The organism is Nocardioides ginsengisoli (assembly GCF_039537225.1).
GTDB lineage: Bacteria > Actinomycetota > Actinomycetes > Propionibacteriales > Nocardioidaceae > Nocardioides > Nocardioides ginsengisoli.
The window spans coordinates 1-23,924 of sequence record NZ_BAABAC010000016.1 but is presented as its reverse complement, the minus strand read 5'-3'; the positions used below and the strand labels follow the sequence as shown (position 1 = coordinate 23,924).

At 72.2% G+C, this 23,924-nt stretch carries 25 protein-coding genes; 17 read left to right on the top strand and 8 right to left on the bottom strand.

What is annotated here, in order from left to right; genetic code table 11:
- The 6 genes from AB4880_RS09050 to AB4880_RS09025 all read right to left on the bottom strand — a co-directional run.
- On the bottom strand, positions 1-832 hold an 832-nt coding region (locus tag AB4880_RS09050), incomplete at its 3' end, for a DUF222 domain-containing protein (RefSeq protein WP_437440498.1).
- Positions 833-954: 122 nt separating this feature from the next.
- Positions 955-2,190, bottom strand: a complete 1,236-nt coding sequence (locus AB4880_RS09045; RefSeq protein WP_367918892.1) for an Nramp family divalent metal transporter — start codon at positions 2,188-2,190, stop codon at positions 955-957.
- Positions 2,187-2,768, bottom strand: a complete 582-nt coding sequence (locus AB4880_RS09040) for an NADPH-dependent FMN reductase (protein ID WP_367918891.1) — start codon at positions 2,766-2,768, stop codon at positions 2,187-2,189. The genes AB4880_RS09045 and AB4880_RS09040 overlap by 4 nt, the downstream gene beginning before the upstream one ends.
- A 40-nt stretch (positions 2,769-2,808) precedes the next feature.
- Positions 2,809-4,233 carry an amidohydrolase family protein gene (locus AB4880_RS09035; protein ID WP_367918890.1) on the bottom strand — a complete coding sequence of 475 codons (1,425 nt, stop codon included), beginning with the start codon at positions 4,231-4,233 and terminating at the stop codon, positions 2,809-2,811.
- Positions 4,234-4,235: 2 nt separating this feature from the next.
- On the bottom strand, positions 4,236-5,153 hold the full coding sequence (locus AB4880_RS09030; RefSeq protein WP_367918889.1) for an acetamidase/formamidase family protein: 918 nt from the start codon (positions 5,151-5,153) through the stop codon (positions 4,236-4,238).
- Entirely contained in the window at positions 5,150-6,370 is a 1,221-nt protein-coding gene (locus AB4880_RS09025; RefSeq protein WP_367918888.1) for a pyridoxal phosphate-dependent aminotransferase, read from the bottom strand. The genes AB4880_RS09030 and AB4880_RS09025 overlap by 4 nt, the downstream gene beginning before the upstream one ends.
- Positions 6,371-6,558: 188 nt before the next feature.
- Here AB4880_RS09025 and AB4880_RS09020 point away from each other — a divergent pair, with 188 nt between their 5' ends.
- The 14 genes from AB4880_RS09020 to AB4880_RS08955 all read left to right on the top strand — a co-directional run bounded on the left by AB4880_RS09020 (position 6,559) and on the right by AB4880_RS08955 (position 18,786).
- Positions 6,559-7,428 carry an ABC transporter permease gene (locus AB4880_RS09020; protein ID WP_367918887.1) on the top strand — a complete coding sequence of 290 codons (870 nt, stop codon included), beginning with the start codon at positions 6,559-6,561 and terminating at the stop codon, positions 7,426-7,428.
- On the top strand, positions 7,425-8,285 hold the full coding sequence (locus AB4880_RS09015) for an ABC transporter ATP-binding protein (RefSeq protein WP_367918886.1): 861 nt from the start codon (positions 7,425-7,427) through the stop codon (positions 8,283-8,285). Before AB4880_RS09020 ends, AB4880_RS09015 begins: the two co-directional genes overlap by 4 nt.
- On the top strand, positions 8,272-9,126 hold the full coding sequence (locus AB4880_RS09010) for an ABC transporter ATP-binding protein (RefSeq protein WP_367918885.1): 855 nt from the start codon (positions 8,272-8,274) through the stop codon (positions 9,124-9,126). Before AB4880_RS09015 ends, AB4880_RS09010 begins: the two co-directional genes overlap by 14 nt.
- The gene (locus AB4880_RS09005; RefSeq protein ID WP_367918884.1) at positions 9,114-10,184 is read left to right on the top strand and encodes an ABC transporter permease; all 1,071 of its coding nucleotides are present in this window, start codon (positions 9,114-9,116) and stop codon (positions 10,182-10,184) included. The genes AB4880_RS09010 and AB4880_RS09005 overlap by 13 nt, the downstream gene beginning before the upstream one ends.
- 23 nt (positions 10,185-10,207) lie before the next feature.
- A complete protein-coding gene (locus AB4880_RS09000; RefSeq protein ID WP_367918883.1) occupies positions 10,208-11,029 on the top strand; it encodes an MBL fold metallo-hydrolase in 822 nt (273 codons plus the stop codon).
- Positions 11,030-11,067: 38 nt separating this feature from the next.
- Positions 11,068-11,901 (top strand): MBL fold metallo-hydrolase, encoded by an 834-nt coding sequence (locus tag AB4880_RS08995; RefSeq protein ID WP_367918882.1) that lies wholly within the window; start codon positions 11,068-11,070, stop codon positions 11,899-11,901.
- 188 nt (positions 11,902-12,089) lie between these two features.
- Entirely contained in the window at positions 12,090-13,673 is a 1,584-nt protein-coding gene (locus AB4880_RS08990) for an ABC transporter substrate-binding protein (protein WP_367918881.1), read from the top strand.
- A gap of 72 nt (positions 13,674-13,745) precedes the next feature.
- Positions 13,746-14,432 (top strand): cysteine hydrolase family protein, encoded by a 687-nt coding sequence (locus AB4880_RS08985; RefSeq protein WP_367918880.1) that lies wholly within the window; start codon positions 13,746-13,748, stop codon positions 14,430-14,432.
- Entirely contained in the window at positions 14,429-15,214 is a 786-nt protein-coding gene (locus AB4880_RS08980) for a hypothetical protein (protein ID WP_367918879.1), read from the top strand. Before AB4880_RS08985 ends, AB4880_RS08980 begins: the two co-directional genes overlap by 4 nt.
- On the top strand, positions 15,204-16,061 hold the full coding sequence (locus AB4880_RS08975; protein ID WP_367918878.1) for an MBL fold metallo-hydrolase: 858 nt from the start codon (positions 15,204-15,206) through the stop codon (positions 16,059-16,061). The genes AB4880_RS08980 and AB4880_RS08975 overlap by 11 nt, the downstream gene beginning before the upstream one ends.
- On the top strand, positions 16,051-16,974 hold the full coding sequence (locus AB4880_RS08970; RefSeq protein WP_367918877.1) for a polysaccharide deacetylase family protein: 924 nt from the start codon (positions 16,051-16,053) through the stop codon (positions 16,972-16,974). The genes AB4880_RS08975 and AB4880_RS08970 overlap by 11 nt, the downstream gene beginning before the upstream one ends.
- Positions 16,971-17,381: a cupin domain-containing protein gene (locus AB4880_RS08965; protein WP_367918876.1), complete on the top strand. Its 411-nt coding sequence runs from the start codon at positions 16,971-16,973 to the stop codon at positions 17,379-17,381. The genes AB4880_RS08970 and AB4880_RS08965 overlap by 4 nt, the downstream gene beginning before the upstream one ends.
- A gap of 98 nt (positions 17,382-17,479) precedes the next feature.
- The gene (locus tag AB4880_RS08960; RefSeq protein ID WP_367918875.1) at positions 17,480-18,064 is read left to right on the top strand and encodes a helix-turn-helix domain-containing protein; all 585 of its coding nucleotides are present in this window, start codon (positions 17,480-17,482) and stop codon (positions 18,062-18,064) included.
- Positions 18,061-18,786, top strand: coding sequence for a maleate cis-trans isomerase family protein (locus AB4880_RS08955; protein WP_367918874.1), 726 nt, complete (start codon positions 18,061-18,063; stop codon positions 18,784-18,786). Before AB4880_RS08960 ends, AB4880_RS08955 begins: the two co-directional genes overlap by 4 nt.
- On the opposite strand, the gene AB4880_RS08950 is transcribed toward AB4880_RS08955, so the two are convergent.
- The gene (locus tag AB4880_RS08950) at positions 18,740-19,681 is read right to left on the bottom strand and encodes a polysaccharide deacetylase family protein (protein ID WP_367918873.1); all 942 of its coding nucleotides are present in this window, start codon (positions 19,679-19,681) and stop codon (positions 18,740-18,742) included. The genes AB4880_RS08955 and AB4880_RS08950 overlap by 47 nt on opposite strands.
- Positions 19,682-19,743: 62 nt before the next feature.
- On the opposite strand from AB4880_RS08950, the gene AB4880_RS08945 reads away from it, so the two are divergent.
- The 3 genes from AB4880_RS08945 to AB4880_RS08935 are packed head-to-tail and all read left to right on the top strand — an operon-like array spanning position 19,744 to position 23,154.
- Positions 19,744-21,267 (top strand): amidohydrolase family protein, encoded by a 1,524-nt coding sequence (locus AB4880_RS08945; protein ID WP_367918872.1) that lies wholly within the window; start codon positions 19,744-19,746, stop codon positions 21,265-21,267.
- Between the two features lie 14 nt (positions 21,268-21,281).
- Positions 21,282-22,601, top strand: coding sequence for an amidase (locus AB4880_RS08940; RefSeq protein WP_367918871.1), 1,320 nt, complete (start codon positions 21,282-21,284; stop codon positions 22,599-22,601).
- A gap of 40 nt (positions 22,602-22,641) precedes the next feature.
- The gene (locus tag AB4880_RS08935; RefSeq protein ID WP_367918870.1) at positions 22,642-23,154 is read left to right on the top strand and encodes a DUF4383 domain-containing protein; all 513 of its coding nucleotides are present in this window, start codon (positions 22,642-22,644) and stop codon (positions 23,152-23,154) included.
- A 6-nt stretch (positions 23,155-23,160) separates the two neighbouring features.
- Here the strand turns inward: AB4880_RS08935 and AB4880_RS08930 are convergent, their stop codons facing one another.
- A complete protein-coding gene (locus tag AB4880_RS08930) occupies positions 23,161-23,850 on the bottom strand; it encodes a lysoplasmalogenase (RefSeq protein WP_367918869.1) in 690 nt (229 codons plus the stop codon).
- Between the last annotated feature and the right edge of the window lie 74 nt (positions 23,851-23,924).

Sequence of the window (23,924 nt, the reverse complement as noted above, 5' to 3'; positions counted from 1 at the left end):
CGGTGATGTGGACGTTGAGCGTCGCTCGTCGAGCCGGGGCGCCGTCGAGGTCGAGTGCGAGGTCGGCCCGCGCCAACTCGCCCAGGGCCTGGGACCTGCGGACGTCGAGCGACGCCGCACTGCCCAGGCTGCCCAGGCTGCCCAGGGTCCCGAGGAGGGTGGCGCGGCGGGTGATGGCGTCGTGGAGGTCGCGGGCGTCGGCGGCGTCGAGGAGTCCGGAGATGTGCGCGAGGCCCTGGGCGTTGGGTTCGTCGATGTCGAGGTACCGCTGGTCGGCCGCTGCCGTACGTTCCGCCTCGGCCCGTACGGGGTCGAACCGGACGATCGATTCGGTGATGAGGCGTTCGAGCTGAGCCCACCCGACGCCGGAGGCGTTGAACAGGTTGCGGTCCACGAACGCCGCGGCCTCGGCTGAGAGCGGTGCGACCAGCTTGGCGATCCGTACGGCGCGCCAGGGCGTGAGGCGGCCGGCCATGACCGCGGCCCAGACGTTGGGCAGGCGCCAGGCGCAGCCCAGGACCTTCGCGACGTAGGCGCGGCCGCCGGCGGGTGAGCGGCCCAGGACCGCGATCAGCTCCATGAGCGCGAACTCCGACACCAACGGAGCGCCGTCGCCGGCGATCGGGAGACCGGTGTCGGCGAACCCGTCGCCGGTCGTCGCCGTGCTCTCCCCGCGCTCCGCGCTCTGCACGGGCTCGAACGTGTTCTCCTGCGCCCAGGCCGCGATCGTCGCCCACTCCCGGATCAGGGACGCCTCACGGCCCTCGATCTCCGCGCGCAGCGAGGCCAGCATCGTGCTGATGCCGGTGTCGGGAGCGGTCGCCTGAGCCATGCCGCCATCCCAACACCACCCTCCGACCCCGCCAACCTTGAAGCAGCAGCCTGTGCACAAAGCCGCGGAGAACACGGGGTTGTGGATGGTTTCTGGCCTATGAGCAGTCCGGCGGACGACGGCTAGGCGAAGGTGAGCCAGAGCAGCGCCCCGTTGAGCCCCGACACGACGACCGCGGTCGCCGTCGCCGCCGTGGTGGTCAGCCGCGTGTTCACGAACCGCCCCATCAGCCCCCGATCCCGGGTGAACCGCACCAGCGGAAAGAGCGCGAACGGGATGCCGAAGCTCAGCACCACCTGTGAGATCACCAGCGCACGCGTCGGGTCGACGTCGAGGCCGAGGATGACCAGGGCGGGGGCGAGCGTGATCAGACGGCGGATCGGGAGGGCCAGGCGGCGGCGGAGGAAGCCGTCGAGGATGACGGTGCCGGCGTAGGTGCCGACCGAGGACGACGCGAACCCCGAGGCCAGCAGCGCCAACGCGAAGAGGACGGCGACGCCCGCGCCCAGCTGGTCCGCCATCGCCGCGTGCGTGCCCTCGATGGTGTCGACGCCGAGGCCGCCGAGGGCCGCGGCGGCCAGCAGGACCATCGACAGGTTCACGACGCCGGCGACGGTCATCGCGATGAGGACGTCGGTGCGGGTGGTCCGCAGCAGGCGGGTCTTGACCGCGTCGTCGCGGCGGGCCGGGTCGAAGCGGTGGACGACGAGCGCGGAGTGCAGGTAGATCGCGTGCGGCATCACGGTCGCGCCCAGCATGCCGGTGGCGAGCAGGATGCTCTCCGTGCCCTGGAAGCGCGGCACCAGGCCGTCGGCGGTCGCGGAGACCGACGGCCCCGCGGCGAACGCCGACCACAGGAAGCCGAGCACGATCACGGCCAGCAGCGCGATGATCGCCCGCTCGTAGCGGTGCTGGGTGGCGGGCTTCTGCAGCACGAGCAGCACCATGCTGACCAGGCCGGTGATGACGCCGCCCACGAGCAGCGGTACGCCGAACAGCAGGTGCAGCGCCAGCGCCCCGCCGAGCACCTCGGCCAGATCGGTCGCGAGCGCGACCGCCTCGGCCTGCAGCCACAGCAGCCCCGACGTACGGCGTGAGTAGTGCTCGCGGCAGAGCTGGGGGAGCGACCGGCCGGTGGCGATGCCGACCTTCGCGGACAGGTACTGCACGAGCATCGCGAGCAGGTTCGCGCACACGACGACCCACACCAGCAGATAGCCGTACCGGCTGCCGGCGGCGGTGTTCGTGGCGACATTGCCCGGGTCGACGTACGCGATGCCGGCGACGAACGCCGGCCCCAGCAGGATCGGGCCCTTCGCGAGGCGCATCCGGCGACGGCCCTGGACCGCGATCGTCATCCGTGCGACCCCCGAACCAGTCGCCGCGCCGGCGGACAGCCCTGGCCCACGGCGGTCACCACCTGCTCCGCGACGAGCGCCAGGTCCGAGGCGTGCTGGTCGATCGGGTCGCCGGGGAGCCCGGTGGGGGCGGTGTTGACCACGCAGCCGTACGGCGTCGGCCACCCGCGCAGCGAGTGCGTGATCGCCCGCAGCCCCGCGAGATTGTGGACGGCGCCCTGCCACCCGCTCGCCACCGAGATCAGCCCGATCGGCCGGTCGCTGAGGTAGGCGCGCTCCTCGCGGGCCAGGTCCTCGACGTAGTCGAGGGTGTTCTTCAGCAGCCCTGACAGGCTGCCGTGGTAGGCCGCGCTGGAGATGATGACGCCGTCCGCGATCCGCAGCGCGTCGACCAGCTCGCGCGCGGCCGGCGCCCGCTCGAGCGAGACCGGGTCGTACATGGGCAGGGTGCGCATCCGCTCCCCGGTGAACGCCTCGGTCCAGGCGCCGAGCCGGCGCGCCGCGTCGAGCGCGCCGTGTAGCGCCCGCTCGCTGGACGACGACGGGCTGAGGGTGCCGCCGATGCCGACGATGTACATGTCGATCTCCTCTCGTGCGATGGGTGTGGTGGCTGCACGGCTAGAGGGCCGGGCGGTTGCGGACGTCGGCGCCGAGCGCGCGCTTGAGCAGCAGCCCTTGCGGCGGCTCCTCGGTCAGCCGGCCGTCCTCGACGAGCACGCGGCCGCGGACCATGGTCAGCACCGGCCAGGCCGTCGCCTCGTAGCCCTCCCAGGGCGTGTAGTCGGCCTCGTGCAGCTCGCTCGCCGTGATGACGTGCGGCGCCGAGACGTCGAGCAGGACCAGGTCGGCGTCGCTGCCGATCGCGATCTCGCCCTTCTGCGGGTAGGCGCCCATCACCTTCGCGGCATTGCGGGAGGTGAGGTCGACGAAGCGCTCCAGCGGCAGCCCGCGCCGGGTGACCGCCTCGGTGTAGGCGATCGCCATCCGCACCTCGACGCCGACATGGCCGCCGACCGCGTCGACGATCGTCTTGCCCGTGGTCTTGATGTCGAGGTCGACGCACACCGAGTCGGTGGCGATCGTCGACAGCGTCCCGTCGGCCAGCGCCGACCACATCGCGGCGCGGTCGTCGGGTGCCTTGAGCGACGGATAGGTGTGGTACATCGCGCCGTTGGGGCGGCCGTAGGCCTCGTCGGAGTACGCCGCGTAGTGCGGCAGGCACTCGCCGTAGACCGGCTGGCCGGCGCCGCGCGCCCTGCGGATCTCCTCGACGCCGACCTCGGCGCTCACGTGCATGATGTAGATCGGTGCGCCGACGTGCCGGGCCAAGGCGATCACCCGCTGGAACGACAGCAGCTCCGAGAGCTGGTTGTGCGCCTCCGACATGTGGGTCAGGTCGGTGCGGCCCTCGCGCTCGAGGCGCTTGTAGGAGTACATGACGATGTCGTCGTCCTCGGCGTGCACGCACAGCATCGCGCCGGCCGCGGCAGTGCGCTCCATCAGGCCCCAGATGTGGCCGATGTCGGTCTTCTGCCACTTCCGGTACGGCGTGGTGTTGGTCATCCACACCTTCCACGTCGCGTGCCCCTCGGCGACCTGCTCGGCGACCTGGTCGAGCACCTCGAACGGGATCTCCGGCTCGCGGAAGGTGCCGTGGAAGCCGTAGTCGACGTAGGAGATGCCCTTCCAGTCCTTGTCCTTGCGCGCGAAGGAGTCGGACAGGTGGTCGCCCGGGTGCCAGTGCGCGAAGTCGAGCATCGTCGTCGTCCCGCCGAAGGCGGCGGCGACGCTGACCCGGTCGGGGCCGTAGCTGCTGAGGTGGTCGCCGAGCGTCGGCATGGGGGAGCTGGTGTGGACGTGCGGGTCGACGCCACCCGGTACGACGACCCGGTCGGTCGCGTCGACGATCCGCGCGCCGGTCAACGGCTCGGCCGCGTCGCTGGCGCGCAGTGCGACGATCACGCCGTCCTGGACGCCGATGTCGAGCAGCTGCGGGCCGGACTGCATCGCGACGAGGCCGCCGCGCACCACGAGGTCGAGCATGGTCACTCCTGGGGGTTGGGGGGAACGGTGATCGGCAGCAGGTCGTGCGCGAGCGAGACGCGCGCGGACTTGCGGGCGTTGACGACCTGGCAGACGGCGACGTCGGCCGCGGCGCTGAGGAACATGGCCGCGTGCTCGCGGCTCCAGCCGCGCTCGGCCCGCACCAGCGCGAGCATGTCGTCGAGCGCCAGCCGGACGGCCTCGTCGAGGTCGTCGCCGTCGCCGATGGTCACCGTGTGCTCACCGGTCACGACGACCGGCCGCTCCAGCGGCCAGTCGCGGATCACGCGGCAGGTAGCGACGACGGCGCCCTCGACCTCGACGCCGGTCAGGCAGGCCTCGCCGTCGCCCTGGCGGGCGTGCAGGTCGCCGACGAAGAGCAGGGCGCCGTCGGCGAGGACGGGCAGGTAGAGCGTCGTACCGGGACCGATCGCGGTGCAGTCCATATTGCCGCCGTGGCGGCCGACCGTGCTGCAGTGCGGGGCATCGGATGTCCCGAGGCCGATCTTGCCGACCATCGGCCGCACCGGCAGCGCGATGTCGTCGAAGTGGACGTGCTCGTCGCGGATCGGCAGCAGCAGGCCGGTCGGCGCGAGCGCCTCGGTGAAGCCGCCGCGGCCGACGAGGGTGACCATCGCGCCGTGGTCGGCGATCTCGACCTCGTGCAGGTCGACCCGGAGCACGTCGCCGACGCGGGCGCCGCGGACCGCGATCGGCCCGGTCACCGGGATGTCCATGTGGGAGTGGTCGGCGATCGCCGCGAAGACGGCGGGGTCGCGAGTGTCGACGTGGCTGAGGATGCTGCGCGTCTCGACGCGCACCGTGGCGCCGTCGTCGATCGTCAGCACCGGCTCGAGCCGCGCGTCGAAGGTGCTCGACACCCGTGTCGCGTCGACGGCGACCTGGGTCGCGGCGCTCATGCCCGCGCGGCGAGGCTGGTGAGCGTGGCGACGACGCGGTCGAGGACGCCGGGCAGGACGTCGGGGTCCTGCGCGAAGCAGAGCCGGAAGCCGCCCTCGCCGCTCGGCCCGAACGCGATGCCGGGGTAGACGAGCACGCCCGCCTCCTCGACCAGTGCCTCGGCCACCTCGACGTCGTCGAGGCCGTGGCCGCGCAGCCGCGGGAAGACGTACGCCGTACCGCCCGGCGAGGCGATCTCCAGGCCGGGCACCTCGCGCAGCCGCTTCACGGTCAGGTCGCGCAGCTCGCGCAGGATCTCGACCCGCTCGGCCACGAAGTCGTCGTCGGGGCCGAGCCAGCCGAGCAGCGCGTGCTGGGCGTAGACCGACGCGCGCAGCGAGCTCACCTCGAGCACCTCCGGCACGACCGCCAGCACCGCCGCCGGCGCGACGACGCAGCCGACCCGGAAGCCCGACATCGACTCGGTCTTCGAGGTGCCGAGGGTGGTGACGCACCGCTCGCGCATGCCCGGGTAGGACGCCAGGTGGGTGAAGCCGTCGTCGTAGACCAGGCGCGAGTAGAGCTCGTCGACCAGGACGTAGGCGTCGTGGGCGACCGCCAGCCGGGCGACCTGCTCGAGGAAGGCCGCGCCGTAGACGCTGCCGGTCGGGTTGCACGGGTTGGAGAAGACGAGCAGCTTGGCGCCGGCGCGGAAGCCGGCCTCGATGTCGGCGACCGCCATCTCCAGCGCGCCGTCGACGCCGGTGGGGCGGGCCGGCAGCGAGATCACGTCGGCGCCGAAGAAGAGCAGCGTCTTCTCGAGCGTCATGTAGTCGGGGTCCGCGACCATCACCCGGTCGCCCTGGTCGACGAGCACGGCGAGGATCGCGAAGAGCGCGTTCTGGGTGCCGGCGCTGATCGCCAGCTCGGTGGTCGGGTCGACCTCGGCGCCGAGGAAGCGGCTGATCCGCGGGGCCAGCTCGGTCCGCACCGCCGTGTCGCCGAGGAAGTCGGCGAACGGGGTGACGCCGGCGGCGAGCGCGGCGGCGTACTCCTCGCCGGCGGAGGCCGGCGGCGGGAAGGCGTCGGTGTCGGCGTGGGTGAGCGAGAGCAGTCCCTCGCGGGCCGCGGCGCGCTCGAAGAGGCGGCGCTCGGCGGCCAGCAGGGGACGGCCGAGCTGCTCGTCCCGCACCACCATCGCGAGCTGGTCGATCCGGGCGGCGAACGGCTGGGGCATGAGCTCTCTCCTCGGCGAAGACGATGGGGCAGGTCTTCATTATCTTGATGTCATGAAGAAGGCGCAAGAGTCGATGAAGATGTGTCCAGCATCCCAGATTTGCGCTTGAGACGCTTGCAACCGGCTCTCGAGGCGGGTAAGAATGCCCACGTCCGAATTCAATCTGATGAAGTTTGGGGTCGTTGGACATGACATCTACGGTCGCCCCGGCAACGCCGCGGGCCCACCGTCGGCCGGGACGGCGCTCGCGCGGCCGGGTCGCCTCGGCCGGCCTGGTGCTCGCCTGCGCGGTGGTCGTCGGCCTGCCGCTCGCCGGGCTCCTGCTCCCGCTGCCCTACAGCCCGATCGCGCCCGACATCCACAAGATCGCGCTGGCGCCGAGCTGGGACCACTGGTTCGGCACCGACGAGTCCGGCTTCGACGTCTACACGCGGACCATCGACGCCGCGGCCCGCGACGTCCCCCTGGCGCTCGCGGCCACGCTGCTCGCGCTGGTGATCGGCGTCCCGCTCGGCCTCGCGGCCACCCAGGGCCGCAGCGGCGAGTTCATCATGCGCATCGTCGACGCGATCTCCGCGTTGCCGATCATCGTGATCGCGGTCGTCTTCGTGCAGGTGCTCGGCGGCTCGGCGCTCAATATCGTCGTCGCGATCGCCCTCATCGGCATCCCGCGCTTCATCCGGGTGACCCGGTCGAGCGCGATCACCCTGCGCTCGGCGCGCTACGTCGAGGCTGCCATCGCGATCGGCTGCCCGCCGACCCGCGTCGCGTTCAACCACATCCTGCGCAACTCCTACGGCGTCGTGCTCGCGCAGGCCACGCTGACGGCGTCCAACGGCATCAGCGCCATCGCCGCCCTCAACTTCCTCGGCATCGGCGTGCGACCGCCGAACCCGACCTGGGGCAGCATGATCGACCAGGGCTCCGCGATGCTGCTGCGCGGCCAGTGGTGGGCGGCGATCTTCCCGACCCTCGCGATCGTCCTGTTCATCGGCTGCCTCAACGCGATCGGCAACGCCATCGAGCGGCACATGGAGACCGCGGGAGGCCGCGCATGAGCACGTCCGCGAACCCCGTCCTGCTCGACGTGGCGAAGGTGACCGCCGGCTTCGAGGTCCGCAGCGGCTGGTCCGAGGCACTGCACGAGGTCTCCTTCACCGTCCGCAAGCGCGAGATCGTCGGCCTGGTCGGCGAGTCCGGGTCGGGCAAGTCGACCGCCGTCCGCTCGGTGCTCGGCCTGCTGGCCGCGGGCGGGCGGGTGACCGGCGGCAGCGCGACTCTGTCGTGTGTCGACGGCCCGAACCAGGTCGACCTGATGACCTGCGGTCCGCGCCGGCTGCGCCAGATCCGCGGCCCCCAGATCGGCTTCGTCGCGCAGAACCCGTTCAGCGCGCTCAACCCCGTGATCCGGATCCGCAAGCAGTTCGCCGCCATCTTCAAGGCGCACGGGCTGAAGTTCGGCGCGGCCGAGCGTGAGCGCTGCGTCGGGATGCTGGCCGCGACCGGCATCCGCGACCCCGAGCGGGTCATCGACGGCTACGCCTTCGAGCTCAGCGGCGGCATGGCCCAGCGCGTGGTGATCGCGATGGCGATGGTCCTCGAGCCGTCGCTGGTGATCGCCGACGAGCCCACCACCGCGCTCGACCTCACCGTGCAGCGCCAGGTGCTCGACGTCTTCGCCGAGCTGACCATGGCCAACGACCGCTCCGCGCTGATCGTGACCCACGACCTCGCCGTCGTCGCCAACTACTGCGATCGGGTGATCGTGATGCTCGACGGCCGCGTGGTCGAGGAGGGCGACGTGACGCAGGTGCTGACCGCGCCGCGCCACACCTACACCCAGCACCTGCTCGCGTCCGCGCGCGGACGCACCCCCGACACCAACGGTGAGGCGGTCCGTCATGGCGTTCATTGAGGCCTACGACCTGGTCAAGCGGTACATCCGCCCCGACGGCCAGGAGCTGGTCGCCGTCGACCACGTCGGCTTCGCGATCGAGCGGGGCGACAGCCTCGGCGTGATCGGCGAGTCCGGCTCCGGGAAGTCCACGCTGGCGCGGCTCGTGCTGCGGCTGATCGAGCCCGATGGCGGCTCGGTCTCCATCGACGGCGTCGACGTGCGCGGCCTGCGCAAGGGCGACCTGCGCCGCCGGCGCTCGGGCTGGCAGATCGTCTTCCAGGAGCCCTTCGCCTCGCTCAACCCGCGGATGCGGATCGAGGACATCGTCGCGGAGCCGCTCGTCGTCCACGAGCCCCGGCTGCCGGCGAAGGAGCGCCGCGACCGGGTGGTCGCGATCCTCGAGGAGGTCGGCCTGTCCGGCGACCTGATCGAGCGCCGGCCCGGCCACCTCAGCGGCGGCCAGCAGCAGCGCGTCGGCATCGCGCGGGCGCTCATCACCGACCCGTCGTTCGTCGTCCTCGACGAGCCGACGGCCTCGCTCGACATGACCATCCGGGCCAGCGTGCTGCGCACCCTCGAGCGACTGCGCCGCGACCGCGGGCTCACCTACCTGTTCATCTCGCACGACATCACGACCGTCGAGTCGATGTGCACCCATGTCGCGGTGATGCGCCACGGGCAGCTGGTCGAGGACGGCGCCGCCTGCGACGTGCTGAGCAGCCCGCAGGCGCCCTACACCAAGGAGCTGCTGTCGGCCCGGCTGCTCGTCGACCCCGGTGAGAACCGGGCGCGGCGCGAGCTCGAGGACCTGGTGGCGGCGGAGCAGCAGAGCAAGGAGGCCGCGGGATGCGCGGAATAGCGCGGTACGTCGTCCAGCGGATCGTCGTCGGCTGGTTCCTCTTCCTGGGCCTGCTGACGCTCAGCTTCTCGCTGGTGTCGATGCTGCCCGGCAGTCCGGCCAAGGCGATCCTGGGGGAGTACGCCGCACCCGACGACGTCGCGGCGCTCAACGTCAAGCTGGGCCTCGACAAGCCCTTCCTGGAGCGCTACCTCGACTACATCGGCGGCGCGATGAAGGGCGACTTCGGCAAGTCCTACTTCACCGGGAACCCGGTGCTGCAGAGCCTGCTCGAGCGGGTGCCCAACACGCTCGTCTACCTGGCGCCGGGGCTGATCCTGGCCACGGTGCTGGGCATCCTCTTCGGCTCGGTGGCGGCCTATCGCTATCGGCGGCCCGCCGACCGGGCCTTCACCGTCGGCTCGTCGGTCCTGCTCGCCGTACCGGAGTTCATCTTGGCGCTGCTGCTCATCGTGCTCTGCTTCTCCGGGCTCGGCATCGCGCCGGCGCCGGTCGGCATGACCTCCTCGGCCGACGCCCAGCCACCGGATCGCACCGGGTCGCTCGTGCTCGACGCGCTGCTGGGCGGCTACTGGGGGACCTTCGACTCGATCCTGGGGCATGCGGTGCTGCCGATGATCACGGTCGGCGTCTTCTTCGCGGCGCCGGTCTCCAAGATCGTGCGCACCGGCATGGTGCAGGCGCTCGCGTCACCGCAGATCGAGTTCGCCCGCGCGTGCGGCCTGCGCCCGTTCCAGGTGTTCCGCTACGCCATGGCCGAGATCCGCGGCACGGTGATGACCTACTTCGTGATCATGCTGGCCAGCGCCATCAGCGGCGCCGCCATCGTCGAGAGCGTCTTCTCCTGGCCCGGCGTCGGCGGCTGGTCGCTCACCGGTGTGCTCGCCAACGACATCCCCGTCATCCAGGGCTTCGTCGTGATCATGGGCACCGCCAGCCTGCTGGGCTACATCGTCCTCGACGTCACCACCACGCTGCTCGACCCGCGCACCCGGGGACAGGTCTCCGGGAAGCGCCGTCCGAGCCCCCGCGTCCTCGCGAAAGGATTGACGAAATGAAGACGCTTCAATATCATGAAGTCATGAAGACTCTGGTTCCCGACCCCTCGCTGATCGCCCTCGGCGGCATCTACGAGCTGAGCGACCTGGTCAGCTGGGTGCCCGCCGGCTCCCGCGGCTTCCAGCCCGCCAACTGCTACCTGCTGGGGGACGGCGACCACCGGCTCCTGGTCGACTCGGGCCTCGCGATCCACGAGGAGGAGGTCGTCGGAGCACTGAAGCAGCTGCTCGGCGACGCGGAGCTCTCGATCTTCTTCACCCGCGGCGAGATGGACTGCGTCTCCAACCTGCAGCCGATCGCCACCGGCGTCCCGCTGCGCCGGCTCTTCACGGGCGGCGTCACCAACCCGTTCGACGCCTTCGACGACATCAACCGGATGGCGCTGCGCAGCCGCCGCGAGCAGATCGACCAGAAGGGCGAGGGAGGCGACTCGATGGCCCGTACGCCGGAGATCGAGATCGCTCCCGGCCGGACGCTCGAGATCGAGTCGCCGCTGCTGCGGCTGCTGCCGACCTTCTGGGGCTGGGACGCCGCCAGCGGCGCCATCTTCACCTCCGACACCTTCACCCACGGCGTGATGGCCACGCCGCAGGACTCCCGGGTGATCGACGACCTGGGCCGCGACGACACCACCGAGGAGCAGGTGCGCGCGCACCTGCTCGCCAAGTACGAGTGGATCGCCCGCGCCTCGACCCGCAACCTGCGCGACTGGATCGCCGACAAGTTCGACACGCTCCAGCCCGAGATCATCGCGCCGTCCCGCGGCTGCGTCCTCCAGGGCCGCGACGTCGTGAAGCGCCACGTGGAGTACCTGCTCGCCGCGCTCGCCCCCACCGACGCCTGAGCCACCGCCCCCGGACATCCCAAGACTGGAGACCTTTCATGACCGACGACCTCGGGGGCGAGCCCCTGTTCGAGAAGATGAGCAGCGACCTCCCGCGTCCGATCGCGCCCGGCGTGACCTGGATGAGCTCGTGCCTCGAGTTCCACCTGCCGACCCGCGTGATCCACGGCCACACCTCGACCTACCTGGTCCAGGGCACGGAGCACTCGATCCTCATCGACACCGGCAACCCGTCCAGCTGGGCGGCGATCTCGGACACGCTCGACGACCTGCTCGGCGACCGGCCGCTCACCTACGTGATGCCGACCCACCCCGAGCTGCCGCACACCGGCAACCTGCCGCGCCTGGTCGAGAAGTACCCCGACATCGTGGCCATCGGCGACATTCGCGACTACCACCTCTTCTACCCGCAGGTGGTGCCCAACCTCCGCGCCGGCAAGCCCGGCGACCGGATCGAGCTCGGCGGCGGCCAGGCCGTCGTCCTGGTCGAGGCGATGATCCGCGACCTGCCCAACACGCTGTGGGCGTTCGCCACCGAGGGCGGCGTCCTCTTCACCGCCGACGGCTTCTGCTACATGCACCGGCCCGAGCTGGACGACGAGGACCCCTACCACCTCCCTGGCGAGTGCGGTCTGCTCACCTCCGAGCTCGACTCGCCGCCGACCGTCGAGAACGCCGCGATGTTCACCGGCAGCGCCCTCTACTGGGCCCGTTGGGTCGACGACGCCGACACGCTCTACGCCGGTGTCTCCGACGCGATGGAGGCCCTCGGCACGCGCATCGTCGCGCCGACCCACGGCAACGTGATCGACGACGTGGCGGGCGTGCTGCCCATCATCCGTACCGGACACCAGTCCGCGTACCGCGGCTGAGGAGTCCCTCCGTCGCCGCTCGGGGCTGAGGTTCCCCTCAGGCCCTTCTCCACCTCCCACCCAGCTCGTCGCGAGGCGACGAATCCACCAGCGGTCGGCCGCTGGTGCGGTGTTCGCTGCTCGGGTGCGGCCGCTTCGGCGACCGCCGGGCGAATCCCAGCTCCGTTCAGTGACAGAGAGGAACCACCATGAGGAAGCGCCCCATTCTCGCCGGCGCCGTCGTCGCAAGCCTCGCTCTCGCGGGCTGCTCCAATCCCGAGTCCAGTGCCTCGGGCAACAAGCAGGAGACGGTGACCATAGCGGTCAACGGCCTGCCGGACGGTCTGACCGCGTCCAAGTGGGGCGGCTCGGCCTCCCATGTGGTGCTCACCGGTCTGGGGTCGCAGCTGATGGCCTACGACCTCGGCGCCGCCCCCGACGCCGCGTGCAGCGACCCGTCGTACGGCGTGAAGGGCCGGCTCGCCGAGTCGGCCGAGTTCAAGCCCGACGGCTCCGCGATCGTGGTCAAGCTGCGCGACCTCACCAGCCAGTGGGGCAACAAGCTCAGCAGCGAGGACGTGAAGTGGAGCTTCGAGACCGGCATGAAGCGCGACGGCGTCATGCAGGGCTCGCTCAACGCGGCCGGCTTCGACACCGCGAATATCGCCACGATCGTCGACGACAAGACGGTGGAGCTCAACCTGCTCCACAAGTACTCCTTCTCGATCACCGGCCTGCAGCAGAACCTGTTCGACGTCTACGACAGCACCGAGGCCAAGAAGCACGTCACCTCCGACGACCCGATCGCCGACAACTGGCTGTCGAACCACCTCGCCGACTACAGCGGCTGGAAGCTCGAGAGCTACACGCCCGGCTCGTCGCTGGTGTTGACCGCCGACCCGAAGTGGGGCGGTGAGCGCGGCTCGGTGAAGAAGCTCGTCATCAACGCGGTACCCAATACCGCCACCCGCGCGCAGCTCGTCTCCTCCGGCGAGGCGCAGGTCGCCAACGGCTTCAACTACGACCAGTACGACCAGCTCGCGAAGTCCGACGTCCGGGTCAACGAGTGCAACGGCCTGGGTCGCGACACGATGATGTTCAACACCCGCTCCGGCCCGCTCAAGGACAAGCGCGTGCGCCAGGCGCTGTCGATGGCGATCGACCGCCAGGCCCTCGTGGACGGCGCCTACGCCGGCCTCGGCGAGCCGGCGAAGGGCACCTTCCCGTTCAGCACCGGCGCGGCCGACTACGTCCACGACGTCGAGGGCGCGAAGAAGCTGCTCGCCGAGGCGGGCTACCCGAAGGGCTTCAAGCTGACCCTGTCCTACGGCACCTCGCGTCCCGGCCCGGTCGCCGACAAGTCGTCGGTGCTCATCAAGTCGCAGCTGGCCGAGATCGGCGTCGATGTGGAGCTCCAGGTCATCTCCAGCGCCACCAACCTGACCACCGTGCTCCAGGAGGGCCGCTACCAGGCGCTCCTCTACGCCGAGCCGATCGTCATCGCCGACCCGGCGTTCTACACCTACGCGTTCTACGTCTCCGACGCGCCGAGCAACGCCACCGGCTGGGGCGACCCGAAGTACGACCAGCTCCGGATGGACCTCGCCGCGACGCCGACCGAGGACACCGCCAAGCGCGAGCAGATCGAGAAGGAGATGTCCGCGATCGTCGACGACGCCGCGGCCAACCTCGCCCTGGTCGACGTGAAGAACGTCAACGTCATCAGCAACAAGCTCTCCGGCGGCACGCCGCAGACGAACGGCCAGGTCTACTTCAACGACCTCGGCCGCTGACCACCCCTCGCGACGCCGGACGGGAGCTCGGGCTCCCGTCGGCGTCGCTCCCCGAACCGGAAGGCACTCCCCATGATCGAACTCTGCGGCAAGCAGGTCCGTGACACGCTCGACGAGCTCCTCGACCCCCGTACGACGGCCCTGGTCGTGATCGACATGCAGATCGGCGGTCTCACCGCCGGGCACGCGCACGGCGACGCCGGCCTCGACCTGTCGATGATGCCGCGGGTGCGCGAGCGCTGTGGCGCCGCGATCCGGGCGGCCCGCGAGCACGGTGTGAAGGTCTTCCACATCCGCGTCGAGAACTACGTCGACGGCGCCAGCTCGACGCCCGCCTGGCTGCGGGCGCTGCACACCGCCAGCGGCGACAAGCCGGTCGACCTCGGCCGACTCAGCATCAAGGGCGACCCGGGCACCGAGTTCGCTCCCGAGTGCCTGCCCGAGGACGGCGAGCCCGTCATCACCAAGCGCCGGCAGAGCGCCTTCGTCTCCACCGAGCTGGCCCTGCTGCTGCGTGGCCACGGCATCGAGTCGGTTGCCCTGGTCGGCGTCTCCACCGGAGGCTGCGTCGAGGCGACGCTCCGCGACGCCGTCCACAACGACTTCTACGCCGTGCTCCTCGAGGACGCCGTCGGCGCCTACGACGTCGCCGTCCACGAGGCCGCGCTGACCGTGATGCGCTCGCGGCACGACGTGACCACCGTCGACCGGGCGATCGACGCCTGGTCGCGGGCGAGCGTCGCTGCGGGGTCGCGGTGAGACCCCAGCTCCTGGGCGACGGACCCGATCCGGTCGCCCGCCTGGGCGGCCTGACCACCGTCGGCCCGGACGTCAGCTGGTGCCCGCCCGGCGTCGCCGGCTGGCAGCCGGTGAGCGCCTACCTGATCCGCCGCGGCGGCTCCGCCGTCCTCGTCGACACGGGTGTGGCCATGCACGCCGACGAGATCGTGGCCCAGCTGCGTGCGCTGCTCGCGCCGGGCACCCGGCTGTCGGTCGTGCTGACCCGCACCGAGATGGAGTGCTGCCTCAACCTCCCGGCGATCGAGCGCGAGCTCGCCGTCGACCGGGTCTGGTACACCGGCGGCATCACCGTCCCGGTCACCCATGCCGAGGCGCACCGCGTCAACGTCGACGCCGGCGCCTTCCTCGACGTGGAGGCCGCGCCCGGCCTGGAGATCCGGCTCCACTCGCCGCTGCTGCGGCTGCTGCCGGTGCTCTGGGTGGGCGACCTCGCGTCGCGGACGCTGCTCACCTCCGACAGCTTCAGCCACCTGCTGACCGACGCCTCCGGCACCCCGAGGCCGTACGACGCCGCGACGCTGCGCGCCTTCCACGACCTCAAGTTCGGCTGGATCGCCGACGCGGTCGCACCCGAGGACATCGCGGCGATCGGCGCCCACGTGCGCGAGCTCGTCGCGGAGCAGGACTGGGCCGCGCTCGGCCCGACGTACGGCGCTCCGGTGGTCGGCCGCGACGCGGTCCGCGCGCAGGCGACCGACCTGGCGACGTACCTCGAGGGGGTGGGTCGCCGTGCCGCATGACGAGCAGCAGCACGAGGACGCCCGCCGCCTCGCCGACGGCGTGTGGTGGCTCGGTGGATGCCTGCGGGCGACCGCCGCCTCCGGCCCGGTGCACTACCACGTGTCGACCTACCTGGTGGTCGGCGAGACGCACGCCGTCCTCATCGACTCCGGCGACCCGGCCCACGAGGCCGCGGTGCTCCGCGGGGTCGCGGAGGTGCTGGGGGAGCGGCAGCTCGACTACGTCCTGCCGACGCACCCGGAGATCCCGCACGCGGGCAACATCCCGGCGCTCGTGGCGGCCTACCCGGGGCTGCGGATCGTGGGCGACGTCCGCGACTACCACCTGTACTGGCCGCACCTGGCCGACCGGCTGGAGCCGCTGGCGCCGGGGGACGTGCTCGACATCGGCGGTCGGAGCATCGAGGTGCACGCCGCCCACATCCGCGACCTGCACAACACGCTGTGGGCCTTCGACACCGGCTCGCGGATGCTCTTCGTCTCCGACGGGTTCGCGTTCATCCACGAGTTCGACGAGGGCCTGGACGACGACGAGCCGATCCACCGCGAGGGCCAGTGCCGGCTGACCTCGCGCGAGCTGGGCGACGCGGTGACCGTCGAGGCGGCGGCGTACGGCGCCGGGCGGTCCCTCTACTGGACCAGGTTCGTGGACGTGTCCGCCGCGTTCGAGGTGATCGAGCGGCTGCTGGACGAGCGGGACGTGCGGCTGATCGGACCGGCGCACGGTGCAGTGATCGATGACGTGGCACAGGGACTGCGAGTGGCGCTGGGCGCGCACCGCAAGGTCTTCGGCGAGAGCTCGGGGCTGATGGCCCCGCTGAAGGAAGGAGTCGGACGTGGCGCGTGACTTGGTGGGATATGGCGAGCACCCGCCGCGGATCGAGTGGCCGGGCGGTGCCACGGTGGCGGTCTCGGTGGTGGTGAACTTCGAGGAGGGCGCGGAGCGGTCGATCGCGGCCGGCGACCCGCGCGACGAGGACGTCCACGTCTTCGGCGGCTGGCAGGCCGACCCGACGAAGCGGAGCCTGATGAAGGAGTCCTACTTCGAGTACGGCAGCCGGGCCGGGATCTGGCGGATCCTGTCGCTGCTGCGGCGCTACGAGGTGCCGGCGACGTTCATGGCGTGCGGCATGGCGCTGGAGAAGTCGCCGGAGGTGGGGCCGGCGATCGTCCGCGAGGGCCACGAGATCTGCGCTCACGGCTACCGCTGGGCCGGCACCGTCGGCATGGAGCCCGACGAGGAGCTGGCCGAGATCCGGCGCTGCGTCGCGGCGATCGAGAAGATGGCGGGCATCCGCCCCAAGGGCTGGTACGTCCGCGACGGCATCACCGAGAACACGCGGGCGCTGCTGCTCGGCGAGGGCTTCCTCTACGACTCCAACTCCTACGGCGACGACCTGCCCTACTTCGTGCCGACCGAGCGCGGCGACCAGCTGGTCGTGCCCTACTCGGGCGACGCGAACGACGGCCGGTTCTGGGGTAACGCCAGCCTGGCGACGGGCAACGAGCTGTTCGAGGTCTGCCGCGACACGCTCGACTTCCTCGCCACCGAGGCGGACGGCGTCCCGCGGATGATGTCGCTCGGCATCCACTCCCGCATCGGCGGCCGCCCCAGTGTGGCCAGCGGCATCCAGTCCTTCCTCCAGTACGCCGTCGCGCGCGACGACGTCTGGTTCGCGACGCGCGCCGAGATCGCGGAGTGGTGGCTGAGCGCCGTCCGTTCGGGTGCGGCCGAGACGTCCGAGGCGGCGACCGCGTGAGCACCGAGGCGCTGGCCCCCAACCCGCTGGTGCAGAGCATCGACGAGCGCGGCTTCGTCGAGCTCGACCACGTGACGCCGTCGGGGATCCGGGACGAGGGGCTGATCTGTCAGCTCATCTCGGACCGGGTCAACGGGGCGCGCGAGTTCACCGTCAACTGGGGGCGGATGCTCCCGGGGCAGCACCACGTGCGGCACCACCACGAGGAGGTGGCCGAGTTCTACGTGATCGTCGCGGGGACGCCGGTCGTCCACCTCGGCACGGAGGCGATCCGGGCCAGGCCGGGGCAGGCGTTCTACATCCCGCCGGGCACGACGCACGGCATCACCAACGACACCGACGAGGTGGTGGACCTGGTGGCCGGCGTCAACGCCGTCGGCGCGTGGGACTTCATCGCCGACGAGTAGCGGCGCGAACCGTCATGGCGCGCGATCTCCCGTGGTCGGAGTTGATAGCCTCAACCTCTTCAATAAATGCACGACTGCCGGAAGGTATTGAAGAGGCGATGGACGCGCAGCGCGAGACATGGGTCAGCCACATCGGTGCCACGATCAAGGCCAGCCGGGTGGGCCGGTTCACGGTGGAGGAGCTCGCCGACCGGGCGGGCGTCAGCGCCGGCCTGATCAGCCAGATCGAGCGGGGGATCGGCAACCCGTCGTTCGAGACCCTGCTCCGGCTCTCGAGCGCGCTCGACCTGCCGATGGCCGAGCTCTTCTCCGCCCAGCCCGGCGGCGACCCGGCCGGTCGCGTGGTCCGCAAGGAGGAGCGCCGGCGGATCGAGGTGCCCCGCGAGGGCATCGGCATGGAGATGCTCGTGCCCGACGTCGACCGTCGCCTCGGCGTCCTCATCATGACCCTGCCCCCGAACCTCGAGGGCAGCTCGATCCGCAGCTCCCACGAGGGCGAGGAGTGCATCCTCGTCATCGAGGGGTCGCTGGTCGCCACGGTCGGGGACCAGCGCTACTCCCTCGCGGAGGGCGACACCATCACCTTCGACGCCGTGATCCCGCACTGGTGGTCGAACCTGACCGACAAGCCGGCCCGGATCCTGGCCATCTCGACACCCCCCTCGCAAGGAAGAGCGCATTGACCTCCTCGACCTCCGTCCCACGCCGCATCGCGATGCTGGTCCCGGCCAGCAACACGAACGCCGAGCCGCTCACCGCGGCCGTGCTCCGCGACGTACCGGAGGTCGAGGTCTTCGCCTCCCGGTTCCGGCTGCCCGCGTCGCTCGACGCGCGGATCGACGGCGCGGTGCTGGGTGAGGCGGTGCCGCTGGTCGCCGAGGTCGCGCCCGACGTGATCGCCTTCCACGGCACGGCAGGCTCGTGGACGGGCGTCGACGCCGACGCCACGCTGGCGACCGAGCTGGCCGCGGCGACCGGCGCTGCGGCCGGGACCACGGCCACCCAGGCGATGTACGCCGCCCTGGCCGCGCTCGGTGCGCGGTCGGTCACGGTCGTCTTCCCCGGGTCCGACGAGATCGTGTCCGGCATCGCGGGCGAGCTCGGCGGCCGCGGCATCGACGTGGTCGGCCGCTCGACGCTGCCCACCGACCTCACCAACCCTCAGATCGCCGCACTGGAGCGGGATTCGATCGAGTCCCTGCTCGTCGGTGGCTCGCGCGAGGGGGCCGACGCGGTGCTCTGCGTCGGCACCAACCTACGCGCCGGCTATCTCGTCGACGAGCTCGAGCAGCGGCTCGGTCTGCCCGTCGTCGACAGTGCCGTCGCCGTCGCCTGGCACGTGCTGCGGCTGGCCGGCGTCACGGCGCCGGTCGCTGGCTGGGGCTCACTCCTGCTCCGTCACTGAGCGACATCGAGCGCCACCACCGGGCGATCTGGCTGCGCTGGGCGAAGACGACGCCGGGGGTGCGCCGGCCGTGGGCGATGAAGCGCTGCAGCGCGCCGGCGTACGACGGCCGGCCGATCCAGCGCGGGTGGAGGCCGACGCTGAGCACTTTCGCGCCGGGGCGGTCGTCGTCGAGCAGCATGTCGAGCGCGGCGACCAGCTGGTCGCCGTACTGGCGGGCGGTGGCGAAGGTCGTCAGCAGCAGCGAGTCGTTGGTGTCGGCGGAGTAGGGGATGGTGACCGCGCCGTCCGGGCCGTCCGGCAGCGAGGGACGGTCGTCGTTGAAGCAGTTGTCGTCGTGGCCGAAGCCGCGCGCGGCCGACTCGTCGAGGCTGGCGCGGGAGTGGCCGTCCTTGGAGTACCAGGACGTCGGCTCGGCGCCGGTCGTGCGATGCAGGATCCCCGCCGACTCGTCCATTCGCCGGCGCAGCGTGTCGGGGGAGAGGTCGCCGTGCGGCTCCCACCACAGGCCGTGGTCGACGACCTCGACGTCGCGGTCGGCGAGCGCCTGGCCGAGCGCCGGGTGGTGCTCGAGCGCGCGGCCGCAGGCGAAGGCCGTGCTCGGGACGCCGGCCGCGTCGAGGATCCGCAGCACCCGCCAGATGCCGGCGCGGGCGCCGTAGTCGAAGCCCGACTCGAGCGACGGATTGCCGCTGTCATGGGGGATGTCGGTGATCCAGTGGGCGTTCACGTCGTCGACGGCGTCGCCCCGGGAGCGGTGCCGCTCGGCGCCGTCCTCGATGTTGACGACGAGACTGACCGCGACCCGGTCGCCGGTCGGCCAGAGCGCGGCGGGCGGGTGCTCGCCGTACCCGGCGAGGTCGCGGGGGCGGTCGTAGCGGTGCGCCGACGTCATGACCCGTACTATAGTGAAGATCGCGCGCGTATGTTGAAGGAAGCTCGATCGGAGGAGGACGGATGCGGCGGCTGCTCACCCACACGCTGGTGGTCACGGGGGACGGGCTCGCCGAGGACGTCGACCTGCTCGTCGAGGACGGCCGGGTGGCCGGGCTCGGGCCGGCGCTCGCTGGATCGGTCAACGCGGTCGGCAACGAGGTCGTCGACGGGCGGGGGATGGTCGTCCTGCCGGGGCTGGTCAACGTCCACGTCCACGGCGTGACCCCCGGGCCGCTGATGCCGAGCGGCGGCGGCGTGCTGCCGCGCTGGCAGTGGCTCGGCAACCTCGACCGGCACCTGCTGCAGGGCACCACCGCGGTCCTCAACCTCTGCGGGCTGACGACGATGGACCAGGTCCGGGTCGCCGACGCGGCGCACCCGGTCCGTGTCGGCGGCGCGACCACGCACGAGCCCTCCGCCGTCGCGGCCGGGGCCGCGGCCGACGGCGCCGGCCTCACCGACGAGATCCGTACGGCGACCGTCGCCGACCAGATCGCCCAGGGCGCGGTCGCGATCGGCGAGCTCGGCGGCGGCCAGACGCTCGCCGGCGGCGGCCAGGACGTCGTCTACCTGCCCGCCGCCTTCGCCGCCCGGCACGGGCTGAGCGTCGTGGCCGAGCAGGCGCGGATCCTCAAGGAGGCCGTGCTCGGCCGGACTCTCGAGTGGGTGGCCGCGCCGGATCCCGCTGCCGCTGCCGAGCGCGTGGCGCCGGCCCTGCGGGAGTGCGGGCTGGCCGGACGGGTCGCGCCGGGCGAGGTGGTGGCGCTCGTCCAGGACGTGGTGCTGCCGTCGCTGGCGCCGGCGCTGGAAGGGATCCGCGAGGGCGTGCGGCTGGCGGCCGAGCACGGCGTGCCGGCGTTCATCCACAGCGCCGCGGTCACCGGGTCGCTGCTGACCGAGCTCGCGGCGACCTCCTCGACCGGGCGCGCCCGGGTGGTGGCCTGCCACGTCAACCACCCGTCGTACACGCCGGCGGAGGCGGCGGCGATGGTCCGGCTCGGGCGGAGCGCGGGCTGGGCCAACGAGGCGTGCGTCCTCGACCTGCTCGACCGGCGGGCGATGGTGACGACGCGCGAGCACTGGGACGCCGTCCTCGACACGGGGATGGTCGACGTGATCGCCACCGACTACGGCCCGGGCGGCCACCACGACGGCCCGCTGCACGCGGTGCGCGACCTGGTCGCGTCCGGCCGGCTGCCGCTGGCCGAGGCGGTGTCGCTGGTGTCGTCGGCGCCGTCCGACCTGGTACCGGGGCTGACCCCGGCCCGCGGCCGGATCGCGGTCGGCGGTCCGGCCGACCTGGTCCTCGTCGACCGCGCCGACCTGGCGCGGGTGCGCGAGGTGATGGTCGACGGGGTGAATGTGGCGCGCGACGGGCGGGCGACCTACGAGCGGCGGGTGCCGTTCCTGGCCGAGCCGGACTTCGCCCGGCTGGAGGCGGCGATCGGCCGCGACCTCGCGCTGCGCGACGAGGCCGCGGTGGCCGCGTCGCACGACGGGCTGCGCGGGCGGATCGACGCACTGCGGGACTGGGCCTCGGCGTGACAGGGGTGACCGGGATGACCGGGGTGCCGGGAGCGGCCGAGGTCGCTCGTCGGATCCGGTGTGGCGAGCTCAGCGCCGTCGAGCACGTCACGCAGGTGCTGGCCGCCGTCGACGCGACGGCGTCCGTCGCGGCCTGGGCGTACGTCGACCGGGACCGCGCCCTCGCCGCGGCCGAGCGCGCCGACGTCGCACCGCCCGAGGCTCGCGGTCCGCTGCACGGCGTCGCGGTCGGCGTGAAGGACGTGATCGCGGTGGCCGGCATGCCGATGCGCGCCGGGTCCCGTGCGCTCGACGGCGCCGTCGACCGCTGCGACGCGGCGGCCGTCGCCCGGCTGCGCGCGGCCGGCGCGATCCTCGTCGGCAAGACGACGACCCACGAGTTCGCGTCGGGACAGGGCGATCCGGGCACCCGCAACCCCCACCACCCCGACCGGCATCCCGGCGGATCGAGCGTCGGGTCGGCGGTCGCGGTGTCCGTGCACGCCGTCGGCGCGACACTCGCCACCGACACCACCGGCTCGATCCGGACGCCGTCCGCCGCCCAGGGCGTGGTCGGCTTCAAGCCGTCGAACGGCGCGGTCGACAACGGCGGACTGCTGCACTTCAGCCACACCCTCGACGTGATCGGGCCGATCGGGCCGCGCGTCGCAGACTGCGCGCTGGCGTTCGAGGGACTGTCCGGGCGCGCCGCGGCTTCGGCTGACGCCGTGCGGGCACCGGTGGTGGCGGTGCCCACGCCGCCGCCCGCGGCGACGCCGGCGTTCGCCGCGGCGCTGGAGCGTGCGGTCCGCGAGCTGACGGCGGCCGGCATCCGGGTCGTGGAGTGCCGGCCGCCGTCGTACGAGCACAGCCTGACGGCGGCCCTCGTCCTCAGCCTGGCCGAGGTGCTCACCCACCACGGCCCGCGGCTGGCCGCGCGGGGAGCGGACTACCTGCCCGAGACCCGGCGGCTCATGGCCGAGGCGGTCCTCGTCGACGCGGACGACGAGGCGGCGGCACGGCGGGCCGCCGTCCTGCTGCGTGAGGAGCTCGCCGTACTGCGGGCCGAGACCGGCGCCGACGCGCTCCTCGGCCTCACCCTGCCCGGACCGCAGCCGCTGCTGGCCGCCACCGGCGCGACCTCGCTCACCGCGCCTGCCGAGGGCGCCGAGGACGGTGCTCTCGCGGCCGCTCTGCGGCAGCTCTCCTTGGCCAATGTGACGGGGGCGCCCGCGATCAGCCTGCCGATCGGGCTCGCCGACGGGCACCCGGTCGGGCTGCACCTGACCGGCCTCGGGACGGACCTCGAGCTGCTCGCGGCGGCCGCGTCCGTGGAGCGCGTCGTGTGCCGATGAGCGCGCGGATCAGCGCCGCCGCGCGGGGTACCGCCGAGGCATGGACACCACACACAGCCCGTGGGGCCTCGCGACCCCGATCCAGAAGGTCGCTGCCCTCGTCGCCGCGGTCTTCGTGGTCGTGGGCGTCCTCGGCTTCATCCCCGGAATCACCACGCACTACGGCTCGATGACCTTCGCCGGGCACGGCTCGGGCGCCCGGCTGCTCGGCGTCTTCGACGTCTCGGTGCTGCACAACTTGGTGCACCTGGCCCTCGGCGCCGTCGGCCTGTACTGCGCCCGGACCTGGCCGGGCGCCCGCGCGTACCTGATCGTCGGCGGCGTCCTCTACCTGGTGCTGACGGTCTACGGGCTCATCGTCGATCGCCACGACCCGGCCAACTTCGTGCCGGTCAACGCGGCCGACAACTGGCTGCACCTGGTGCTGGGCGTGGCCATGGTCGCCCTGGGCGTCGGGCTGGGCCGGCGCTCGCCGTTCCGGCATCGGGCGGACCACGACGAGGGCTCGCGCGGCGAGGGGCCCTTCCGGGACGGAGCGCTCGGGCCCGGATGAGGTCGTTCAGCGCCCGGCGCGCGCAGCACCCTCGGCAAGCATCAGCTGCGCCGCCGTGTACGTCGCCATCACCACCGACTCCAGTCGAGCGGGCGCGTTCGGAAGCAGGAACGTCCTGGCGCCGAGAACCGCATCGGAGGCGAGGAAGGTCAGGGCACCGGCGGCGGTGAGGGCCCGCGCGTCGCGGGGGAGCGCCGGGTCGAGGTGCCTCGCGGTCGCGGCCATCCCGGCGAGCACCGCCGAGTAGCCGAGCAGGGTCGCGCCGAGCCGCCGGTCCTTGCGGAACGCCTTCGTCGCCACCACCGGCCCGCTCAGCGCCCAGGTCGCGGCGATCCCGCGCGCGGTGCGACTCGCGCTGAGCGGCGTACGGCGGTCGCGATGGCGCAGGAAGCCCGAGATGTAGGCCAGATGGCCCAGCCCGAAGGACGTCGCGCCCGCGCCGAACGCCCGCTCGCCCTCGCCGAGCAGCAGCACGTCGCCACCCCAGCCGCCGACCTGCGCGGCCAGCGTCGTCGTCCGCAGCGGGGAGGTGCGGGCCCGCTCGTCGCGCGCCAGCGCCGACCCGAGGACCGGCAGGAGCAGCGGCTTGGTCAGGTAGCGCGCGCGGTGCGCCCACCGGCCGCCCGTCCCCGCGAGCGCGGTGTCGGTGGCGGCGAGGGCGGCGTAGGCGAGCTTGAGCTGGGTGGATCGGCGCACCCGGGCAATCTAGGTGTACTGACCACGGACGTTAGGTACGGCGCGCCTGCTGGACGATGACGAAGACCTCCGGG

What these genes read in the sequence shown, in the direction of transcription:
- AB4880_RS09010 (WP_367918885.1), top strand. Translation starts at nt 8,272, where the DNA reads ATGGCGTTCATTGAGGCCTACGACCTGGTCAAGCGGTACATCCGCCCC.
- AB4880_RS08995 (WP_367918882.1), top strand. Translation starts at nt 11,068, where the DNA reads ATGACCGACGACCTCGGGGGCGAGCCCCTGTTCGAGAAGATGAGCAGC.
- AB4880_RS09020 (WP_367918887.1), top strand. Translation starts at nt 6,559, where the DNA reads ATGACATCTACGGTCGCCCCGGCAACGCCGCGGGCCCACCGTCGGCCG.
- AB4880_RS09025 (WP_367918888.1), bottom strand. Translation starts at nt 6,370, where the DNA reads ATGCCCCAGCCGTTCGCCGCCCGGATCGACCAGCTCGCGATGGTGGTG.
- AB4880_RS08935 (WP_367918870.1), top strand. Translation starts at nt 22,642, where the DNA reads ATGGACACCACACACAGCCCGTGGGGCCTCGCGACCCCGATCCAGAAG.
- AB4880_RS08960 (WP_367918875.1), top strand. Translation starts at nt 17,480, where the DNA reads ATGGACGCGCAGCGCGAGACATGGGTCAGCCACATCGGTGCCACGATC.
- AB4880_RS08940 (WP_367918871.1), top strand. Translation starts at nt 21,282, where the DNA reads ATGACCGGGGTGCCGGGAGCGGCCGAGGTCGCTCGTCGGATCCGGTGT.
- AB4880_RS09035 (WP_367918890.1), bottom strand. Translation starts at nt 4,233, where the DNA reads ATGCTCGACCTCGTGGTGCGCGGCGGCCTCGTCGCGATGCAGTCCGGC.
- AB4880_RS09005 (WP_367918884.1), top strand. Translation starts at nt 9,114, where the DNA reads ATGCGCGGAATAGCGCGGTACGTCGTCCAGCGGATCGTCGTCGGCTGG.
- AB4880_RS08950 (WP_367918873.1), bottom strand. Translation starts at nt 19,681, where the DNA reads ATGACGTCGGCGCACCGCTACGACCGCCCCCGCGACCTCGCCGGGTAC.
- AB4880_RS08945 (WP_367918872.1), top strand. Translation starts at nt 19,744, where the DNA reads ATGCGGCGGCTGCTCACCCACACGCTGGTGGTCACGGGGGACGGGCTC.
- AB4880_RS09030 (WP_367918889.1), bottom strand. Translation starts at nt 5,153, where the DNA reads ATGAGCGCCGCGACCCAGGTCGCCGTCGACGCGACACGGGTGTCGAGC.
- AB4880_RS08985 (WP_367918880.1), top strand. Translation starts at nt 13,746, where the DNA reads ATGATCGAACTCTGCGGCAAGCAGGTCCGTGACACGCTCGACGAGCTC.
- AB4880_RS09045 (WP_367918892.1), bottom strand. Translation starts at nt 2,190, where the DNA reads ATGACGATCGCGGTCCAGGGCCGTCGCCGGATGCGCCTCGCGAAGGGC.
- AB4880_RS09040 (WP_367918891.1), bottom strand. Translation starts at nt 2,768, where the DNA reads ATGTACATCGTCGGCATCGGCGGCACCCTCAGCCCGTCGTCGTCCAGC.
- AB4880_RS09015 (WP_367918886.1), top strand. Translation starts at nt 7,425, where the DNA reads ATGAGCACGTCCGCGAACCCCGTCCTGCTCGACGTGGCGAAGGTGACC.
- AB4880_RS09000 (WP_367918883.1), top strand. Translation starts at nt 10,208, where the DNA reads ATGAAGACTCTGGTTCCCGACCCCTCGCTGATCGCCCTCGGCGGCATC.
- AB4880_RS08990 (WP_367918881.1), top strand. Translation starts at nt 12,090, where the DNA reads ATGAGGAAGCGCCCCATTCTCGCCGGCGCCGTCGTCGCAAGCCTCGCT.